This window comes from uncultured Bradyrhizobium sp., assembly GCF_936928535.1.
Lineage (GTDB): Bacteria > Pseudomonadota > Alphaproteobacteria > Rhizobiales > Xanthobacteraceae > Bradyrhizobium.
The window spans coordinates 1-7,948 of the sequence record NZ_CAKZHY010000005.1 but is presented as its reverse complement, the minus strand read 5'-3'; the positions used below and the strand labels follow the sequence as shown (position 1 = coordinate 7,948).

General features: G+C 63.3%; 9 protein-coding genes. 5 read left to right on the top strand and 4 right to left on the bottom strand.

Annotated features, from left to right (window positions below):
• Window positions 1-134: 134 nt before the first annotated feature.
• A complete protein-coding gene (locus Q0687_RS00330) occupies window positions 135-617 on the bottom strand; it encodes a CinA family protein (protein WP_298870719.1) in 483 nt (160 codons plus the stop codon).
• 165 nt (window positions 618-782) lie between these two features.
• Here Q0687_RS00330 and Q0687_RS00325 point away from each other — a divergent pair, with 165 nt between their 5' ends.
• From Q0687_RS00325 to Q0687_RS00315, 3 genes are read left to right on the top strand one after another with little or no spacing between them, the layout of a single operon-like run.
• Window positions 783-1,841: an amidohydrolase family protein gene (locus Q0687_RS00325; RefSeq protein ID WP_298870717.1), complete on the top strand. Its 1,059-nt coding sequence runs from the start codon at window positions 783-785 to the stop codon at window positions 1,839-1,841.
• Between the two features lie 24 nt (window positions 1,842-1,865).
• Entirely contained in the window at window positions 1,866-2,975 is a 1,110-nt protein-coding gene (locus Q0687_RS00320) for an amidohydrolase family protein (RefSeq protein WP_298870714.1), read from the top strand.
• The gene (locus Q0687_RS00315; protein ID WP_298870712.1) at window positions 2,975-3,388 is read left to right on the top strand and encodes a Rieske (2Fe-2S) protein; all 414 of its coding nucleotides are present in this window, start codon (window positions 2,975-2,977) and stop codon (window positions 3,386-3,388) included. Before Q0687_RS00320 ends, Q0687_RS00315 begins: the two co-directional genes overlap by 1 nt.
• Window positions 3,389-3,451: 63 nt before the next feature.
• Here the strand turns inward: Q0687_RS00315 and Q0687_RS00310 are convergent, their stop codons facing one another.
• Both Q0687_RS00310 and Q0687_RS00305 read right to left on the bottom strand, forming a co-directional pair.
• Window positions 3,452-4,798: an MFS transporter gene (locus Q0687_RS00310; protein WP_298870710.1), complete on the bottom strand. Its 1,347-nt coding sequence runs from the start codon at window positions 4,796-4,798 to the stop codon at window positions 3,452-3,454.
• A 142-nt stretch (window positions 4,799-4,940) separates the two neighbouring features.
• The gene (locus Q0687_RS00305; RefSeq protein WP_298870707.1) at window positions 4,941-5,834 is read right to left on the bottom strand and encodes a transcriptional regulator GcvA; all 894 of its coding nucleotides are present in this window, start codon (window positions 5,832-5,834) and stop codon (window positions 4,941-4,943) included.
• A 110-nt stretch (window positions 5,835-5,944) separates the two neighbouring features.
• On the opposite strand from Q0687_RS00305, the gene Q0687_RS00300 reads away from it, so the two are divergent.
• Window positions 5,945-6,148, top strand: a complete 204-nt coding sequence (locus Q0687_RS00300; protein WP_298870705.1) for a DUF1127 domain-containing protein — start codon at window positions 5,945-5,947, stop codon at window positions 6,146-6,148.
• Between the two features lie 78 nt (window positions 6,149-6,226).
• Window positions 6,227-6,850 carry a GNAT family N-acetyltransferase gene (locus tag Q0687_RS00295; protein ID WP_298870702.1) on the top strand — a complete coding sequence of 208 codons (624 nt, stop codon included), beginning with the start codon at window positions 6,227-6,229 and terminating at the stop codon, window positions 6,848-6,850.
• Between the two features lie 189 nt (window positions 6,851-7,039).
• Here the strand turns inward: Q0687_RS00295 and Q0687_RS00290 are convergent, their stop codons facing one another.
• Complete coding sequence (locus Q0687_RS00290; protein WP_298870699.1) at window positions 7,040-7,870, bottom strand: enoyl-CoA hydratase; 831 nt, start codon at window positions 7,868-7,870, stop codon at window positions 7,040-7,042.
• Window positions 7,871-7,948: the final 78 nt, after the last annotated feature.

The window sequence follows — 7,948 nt, the reverse complement described above, 5'->3', positions numbered from 1 at the left end:
GCCTCGAAGGGCGACGGCCCGGCTGCATCTCGGCCGTTCATCCTTCGAGGCTCCCCGTGCGGTGCTTCGCGCCGCACGCCTCGCGCCTCAGGATGACGGTACTAAGAGCGTCGTCGCTGCCGGTAATGCGCCGCTCACCCCTCCAGCTTCTTCAGCAACAACTTCAGCGCCGTCGCCGCAAACATCTGCATGTTGGCGAAGCGGTCGTTGCTGGCAGTCTCCAGTGTCATCACCTCCGTCGCAGGCCCCGCGACCGCCATGCAGCTGTGGCCGGCGGCATCGCCGTAGCGGTTGCCGGTCGGGCCGGCTGCACCTGTTTCGGACAATCCCCAGTCGGCGCCGAAGCGGTCGCGCATCCGTTCGGCGAGCAGTTTCGCGTAGGGCTCTGACGAGGAGCGAAATCCCTTCATGCCGTCGTCCGAAATATCCATCAGCACGCGTCTGGCGTCGCGGGTGTAGACCACGGCGCCGCCGAGGAAATAAGCGGATGCTCCGGGCACCGCGAGCAGGCTTGCCGCGATCAGGCCGCCGGCGGAGGATTCCGCAACTGCAACGGTCTGTTGGCGCGCGATCAGTTTCGCCGCGACCTGTTCCGCAATGCCGACGAGCTCTTTCATCCCTCACCCCTTGTTCCTTCGCAACCGAGCTCAGCCTTCCTAGCATATGACAGCGGCCTTGGCCGAGTTGCAGGTGAGGGGCAGGCCTGCTTGAATGGCTAACAAGCGGAGCGGCCAAGCGCCGCCCGCGACAAGACGACGAGGAAACGTGAGAACGGAAACGTCATGGCGTCCCTGATCGCCGGTGCGGTGGATTGCGACGTGCATCCGGCCGTGCCGCATCTGACCAGCCTGCTGCCCTATCTGAACGACTATTGGCGCGATCAGGTGACAACGCGCGGCATGGTCGATCTCGTCTCGCAATCCTATCCGAAGAACTCGCCGATCGTGGCGCGGCCCGATTGGCGCCCCGAGACTGGCAAGCCGGGCGAAAGCCTCGAGGACATGCAGCGCCATGTGCTCGATCCCTTTCAGATCAAGCACGCCATCTGCAATCCGCTTTACGGTGTGCAGATGGTGTTCTCCGAGGACATGCAGGCCGCCTTCTGCCGCGCGCTGAACCAATGGCTCGCCAAGGAATGGCTCGATCGTGACCCGCGCCTGCGGGGCTCGATCGTGATCCCGACGCAAAGCGTCGAGAAATCAGTCGCCGAGATCGAACGCTGTGCACAGGACAGGCGCTTCGTGCAGGTGCTGATGCTTGTCATGGGCGACATCCCGCTCGGCAAGCGCGCGCTGTGGCCGATCTACGAGACGGCGGAGCGGCTCGACCTGCCCATCGGCATCCACGCCGGTTCCGCCTATCACAATCCGCCGACCGCGGTGGGCTGGGGTTCCTATCACATCGAGGATTATGTCGGTCAGGCCCAGGCGTTCCAGACCCAGCTCACCAGCCTGATCGTCGAGGGTGTCTTCGCAAAGTTTCCACGGCTGAAAATGGTGATGCTGGAATCCGGCGTGTCATGGATCTCGCCCTATCTCTGGCGCCTGCACAAGTTCTGGCGCGGGGTGCGAATGGAGACGCCCTGGGTCGATCGCGCGCCGCACGAGATTGTGCGCAGCAACATCCGCTTCTCATTACAGCCATTTGATGCGCCGCCGGACGAGGCGACATTAATTCGCCTGTTTGATCATATGCAGTCCGACGAATTGGTCCTATTCTCCACGGACTATCCGCACTGGCAGTTCGACGGCCAGGATGCGCTGCCCGAAGGTCTCACCCCCGATCTCGTGCGCAAGATCATGATCGACAATCCGCATGCCACCTATCCCCGCCTGATCTAGCCCGCTGCCAAAGGAGGCAAGGCGATGAATATCCAGTTCCGCGAGAGCTCTGAAGCCGCTTCTCCCTTGACGACCAAGACCGCAATTGCGGACTGCGACATCCATCCGGCGCGCGCGACCCGGACCGAACTCTATCCCTATCTCGCCAAACGCTGGCAGCATCATCTCGAGATCTACGGCGTTCATGCCTATCAGGGCATGATGGAAGGCCCGCCCTATCCGAAGGCCCAGCCCAACGCCTCGCGCCGCGATGCCTATCCGCCCGAAGGCGGCCCGCAGGGCTCTTCGCTCTCCTTCATGCAGAAGCAACTGCTCGATCCCAACAACGTGCAGCTGGGTGTACTCAATCCGCTCAACACGGGACAGGGCATCCGCAATCACGAGCTCTCGGCGGCACTCTGCTCGGCCATCAACGACTGGCAGATCGACAAATGGACCAGCAGGGACAAGCGCCTGAAGGCCTCGATCGTCGTCGGCAATGAGGACGGCCTCTCGGCCGCCGCCGAAATCCGTGAGCGCGCCGGCGACAAGAACTTCGTGCAGGTGCTGCTGCTCAGCCGCAATGTCGAGCCGCTCGGCCAGCGCCGCTACTGGCCGATCTATCAGGCCGCGGAAGAGGCGGGTCTTCCGGTCGGCATCCACGCCTTCGGCTTCGGCGGCAATCCGATCACGCCGTCGGGCTGGCCGTCCTATTACATCGAGGAAATGGTGGGACACTCGCAATGTCAGCAATCCGCGCTGGCGAGCCTCGTGCTGGAAGGCGTGTTCGAGCGCTTCCCGAAACTGAAGATGGTGATGATCGAGGCGGGCTTCGGCTGGGCGCCGTCGCTGGCGTGGCGGCTCGACAAGGTCTGGCAGCGGCTGCGAAGCGAGGTGCCGCACGTCAAGCGGCCGCCGTCCGAATATATCCGCGAGCAGGTGTGGTGGACCACGCAGCCGATGGAAGATCCTGAAAGGCGCGAGGATCTGTTCGACGTCATCAATTGGATCGGATGGGACCGGCTGTTGTTCGCGACCGACTATCCGCATTGGGATTATGACGAGCCGTTGCGCGTGCTGCCGGCAGGCGTCAGCGAAGCCAATCGCGAGGCGTTTTATCTCGGTAACGCCAAGAAGCTCTATGGCTTGTCCTGATGGCAAGACACGTCATTGCGCTGGTCGATGAGCTTCCGCCCGGCACGCGAAAGTTTCTGGAGATCGAGGGACGGCCGATCGCGGTCTTCAATATCAAGGGCGAGTATTTCGGTCTGATGAACCGCTGCCCGCATCAGGGCGCCGCCTTGTGCGAGGGTCCGCTGATCGGACTCGCGCAGTCGAATGATCCCGGCGAGATCGAGTACACGAAACTCGGTGAGATCATCCGCTGCCCCTGGCACGGCTGGGAATTCGATATCCGCACCGGACAGTCCTATTGCGACCCCCGCCGCTTTCGCGTGAAGGCCTATCCGGCGCATGTCGAGCCGGGTGCGAGCGTCGTGAAGGGGCCCTATGTGGCGGAGACTGTCACGGTGAAGGTCGAGAGCGACTACGTCGTGGTTGAGCTGTAGGCCTTCGTCGCGCCGGAAGTCCGCTCCCTCGCCCCGTTCTTACGGGGAGAGGTGAAGACACCATCAGTGTCCCGCCGCCGGCTCCACGGCCGTATCATAGACCGGCACCGTCTTGCCGCCACCGCGATAAACGATGAGTGCGCCGACGATGCCGAGCGCGGCGCCGAACATGAGCCAGTACGCCGGCGAGGCCTTGTCGCCATTGGTCATGCTGATCAGCTTGGTCGCGACGGCGGGGGTCGACGTGCCGAAGATGCCCGCAGCCAATGCGAAGGCGATCGAGAAGCAGGTGGTCCGGACATGTGCCGGCACGATCTCAACCAGGCATCCCAGCATCGTGCCGCTGTAGACGCCAAAGTAGAACGAGAACATCATCTGGACTGCCAGCAGTTTCCCCAGCGTGGGAGCTGCCGCGAGCCAGGACAGCGCGGGGTAAGCCGTCAGGAATGACAGCGCCGCGATGGTCACCAGCACGGGCTTGCGGCCGATCCGGTCAGACAGCGCGCCGCCGACCGGATTCCAGAAGAAGTTGGTCACTGCAACGAGCAGGGTCACGAGCAATGTTCCGGTCGGCGAGAGGTTGAGCTGCTTGCCGAAGCCGGGGGCATACACCGTGATGAAGTAGAAGGTCGTCGTCGTCAGCACGGCGATCATCATGCCGAGGATGACGATGCGCCAGTTCGCGATCGCCGAAGCGAACACTTCGCTCGCGGTCGGATGCTTCTTCATGGCCAGGAACGCCGGCGTTTCCTCGAGCGAACGCCGCAGGAAGAAAATCACGGGGATGATGATGCAGCCGACGAAGAACGGGATGCGCCACTTCGCGACGCCCCCGAACGCATCGAGGAAGGTATCGCCGGGCATGCCTTCCCGCAGGATAAAGCCGAGGATCGCGGCGACGAAGATCGCGACCTGCTGACTGGAGGACTGGAACGAGGTGTAGAAGCCGCGATTGCCGGGTGTTGCGATCTCGGACAGATAAACGGAAACACCGCCAAGCTCGACGCCCGCAGAGAATCCCTGGATCAATCGGCCGATCAGGACGATGACAGGCGCGGCGACACCGATCGCCGCGTAAGACGGGCAGAACGCAATCACTACGGTGCCGAGCGCCATGAGCGCGAGTGTGACGATCAGGCCCTTGCGGCGGCCGATGCGGTCGATATAGGAGCCGAGCACGACGGCGCCCACAGGGCGCATCAGCGCGCCGAGCCAGAACACGCCATAGGCATTGAGCAGCGCTGCCGTGTCGTCTGCGGCGGGAAAAAACGCCTTGGCGATATCCTGGGCATAGAAGCCGAACAGGAAGAAGTCGAACTGCTCGAGGAAATTGCCTGATGTCGCGCGCAGGATCGCGCCGATACGCGACTTAAGCTCCGGCGGATTTGATGATGCTGCTGGTCCAGCCATGACGTTGCTCCCCTGGAAGACGTGGCCGGACCGGAACTCATTTCACGGCGAGGCGACAGAATGTTGCTGCGACAATCTGTCTAACCCCTCTCGCGCGAGGACTTGCGAGTCAACCCATTTTGCTCCGGAAGCTGATGGTTTTTCAGGCTTTATTCTGCGTTGCAGCGATCATCCATTGGCGAAAGGCGGCCAGCTTCGGCGCCTCGCGACGGCCCTCCGGGGAGACGAGATAAAAGCCGGCATCGGCCGGCAGCGCGATCTTGAAGGGAACCACGAGCCGGCCCTTGGCGATATCGTCCCGTACATAGGACGTCCGTCCCATCGCCACGCCCATGCCGTCGATCGCCGCCTGCACCGTCATGAAAGTCATGTCGAAGGTGATGCCGGGTTGCCGCGAGATGCTGGTTGAAAGCCCCGCTGCTGTCAGCCAGAGGCGCCAATCGTCGCCGGTGGTGGTGTGCAGCAGCACATGGTCCTTCAGGTCCTCAGGCGTGCGCAATGGCTTGTCGCTGCGAAGGAGGGAAGGACTGCACACGGGAAACAGCTCGTCCGCCATCAGCCAATCGGCGCGTACGCCCGGCCATTGGCCCCGGCCGTAGCGGATCGCGGCGTCGACATTGTCGCGCTGGAAGTCGACCAGGCTGGTCGAGGTAGTGATACGGACATCGATGCCGGGATGCGCCTCCTGGAAATCGGTTAGGCGCGGCAGCAGCCATTTCGCAGCGAGCGAAGCGATCGTCGAGACCGTCAGGACCTTGTCTTCGTCCTTGCGCAGCAAGCGGTCGGTGGCGAGGCGAAGGTCGTTGAAGGCGGCGCGAACGCCGGGCAGGTAGTCGCGCGCTTCCGGCGTCAAAGCCAGCGCGCGGTTCCGCCGGATGAACAGGCGGATGCCGAGCTCATCCTCGAGCCGCCGGATCTGATGGCTGATCGCGGTCTGCGTCACGTTCAGCTCGCTGGCGGCCAGCGTGAAGCTGAGATGGCGCGCGGCAGCTTCGAACGCCCGTAATCCGTTCAGGGACGGCAATCTGGCAGTCATTTGGCAGCAGGATGCATGAGCTTATTTCATGCGAAGAGGTACAAATTGTCGTTTGTCGCAGCGCGCTGGGAAGCAGATATTAGCGCTCAAGTTAGCTCAAGGAGCTGAAAATGTCTACTTTGACCCAGAATTCGATGACAAATCATCATGCACCGGGCCTGATCCAGCAGGTCAGTGAGACCATACATGTCTGGCACGAGCGCTACCGGACCCGGCGCGAGCTGACCAACTGGACCGCCCGCGATCTTCACGACGTCGGCCTGTCCTGGACCGACATCGCCTACGAGGCCGACAAACCCTTCTGGCGGGCCTGATAGGCCGCCAAGCCGGCGCCGCCTGATCACAGGGGCGCCGGCGGTCCCTGTTCCGTGACCCACTCTCGAGCTCGTGTCATGAGCACCTATCGACTAGAAGACCTGAAGCAATACTCGGATACGCTGCGCACCCGCGACGGAGCGGCACTCAACGTGCGCTTCGTCGAGCCCCGCGATACCGAGGAGCTTCAGCATTATTTCCGTTCGTTGACGACACGCTCTCGGTACAACCGCTTCTTCGGCGCGATCAGTGAATTGCCGAAGGGGCTGCTGAGCGAGTTTCTCGATGTCGGAACGCGCGAGCGGTTTACCGTGGTCGCGACCAGGGTGATCGATGGCTTCGAGACGATCGTTGCCGAGGCGCGCTATGCGCTCCACGCCGAAACGTCGACGCTCGAGTTCGGCCTGTCGGTCGACGATCGCTGGCATGGCCACGGCATCGCCACCGCGCTCATGAAGAATCTCGAATGCCGCTCTGCCGCGCTCGGCGCCGAGCACATGTTCGGCGACACGTTGCGCTCCAACGAAACCATGATCTCGCTGGCGCGCAAATCCGGCTTCGCCTTCATCAATCACTCCGATGATTGGAAGCTGGTGCGCTTCGACAAGGAGATCCACGTCGCGCCCCAGGATATTCCCTGCGCGAGCTGGCGTCTCGCTGCCCTTTCCCGTCAGGCCGAACGCCCCTCAGCCTCGGCCTGACACCACTCCGAGCCCGGCCTGCCAAGCCAGCGCCGGGCATTTTTTCCTTCTCTCTCGTGTCGTCATTCGGGGCGCGCGTAGCGCGAGCCCGGAGTCCATTTCACCCCGAATGTTGCCGCCCGATGGATTCCGGGCTCGATGCTTCGCATCGCCTCGGAATGACGTGCCTGGGGTGGATTTGGTGCGCGCCTACTTCCCCGTGAATACCGCCTTGCGCTTCTCGATGAAGGCCTGCACCGCTTCCTTGTGATCGGCGGTCGTGGTCAGGCGCACCAACCGTTCGGCCTCGTGATCCCTCGCGGTCTCGAAGTCGAACAGCAGGGCCTCGTCGAGATTGTCCTTCATGTAGCGCAGTGCGAGGCGCGGGCCTTCGGCGAGGGACTTTGCCAGGGCGAAGGCCTCGGTTTGCAGCTTGTCGTCGGGGACGACGCGGTTGACGAGGCCGATGGTCTCGGCGCGTGCGGCATCGACGCGATCGCCGGTGAACAGCAGCTCGCGCGCCCGTGCGGTGCCGACGAGGCGCGTCAGCAGCCAGGCGATGCCGTAGTCGCCTGAGAGCGCGATGCGGGCATAGCCGGTGGCGACGAAGGCCGATTGCGCGGCGATGCGGATGTCGCAGGCCATCGCGATGGCAAGCCCGGCGCCGACCGCGGGTCCGGGCAGCGCGGCGATGGTCGGCTTGCGCACCGAGACCAACGCGCCGGTCAGCAGCCGCTGCCGCTCCTGAAGATCGGCGATGCGCTCCTCCTGCGACATCTCCAGCTTCTTTGGATCGCGATGCGCGCCCATGCCCTTGACGTTGCCGCCGGCGCAGAACGCCTCGCCCGCGCCGGTGATGAGCAGCGCGCCGACATCCGGGCTCTCACCACAGGTGCGGATCATCGTGCGCAGCGCCGGCGTCAGATGGTCCGACAGCGAGTTGCGCGCCTCCGGCCGGTTGAGCGTGATGATTGCGACGCGGTCGCGGATGACGCAGAGGAGTTCATTGGTGCCGGTGTCGATGATGGTTTCCGTGGTCATTATTCGCTCCCCTCCTATTCGTTGTCATTCCGGGGCGATGCGAAGCATCGAACCCGGAATCTCGAGATTCCGGGTTCG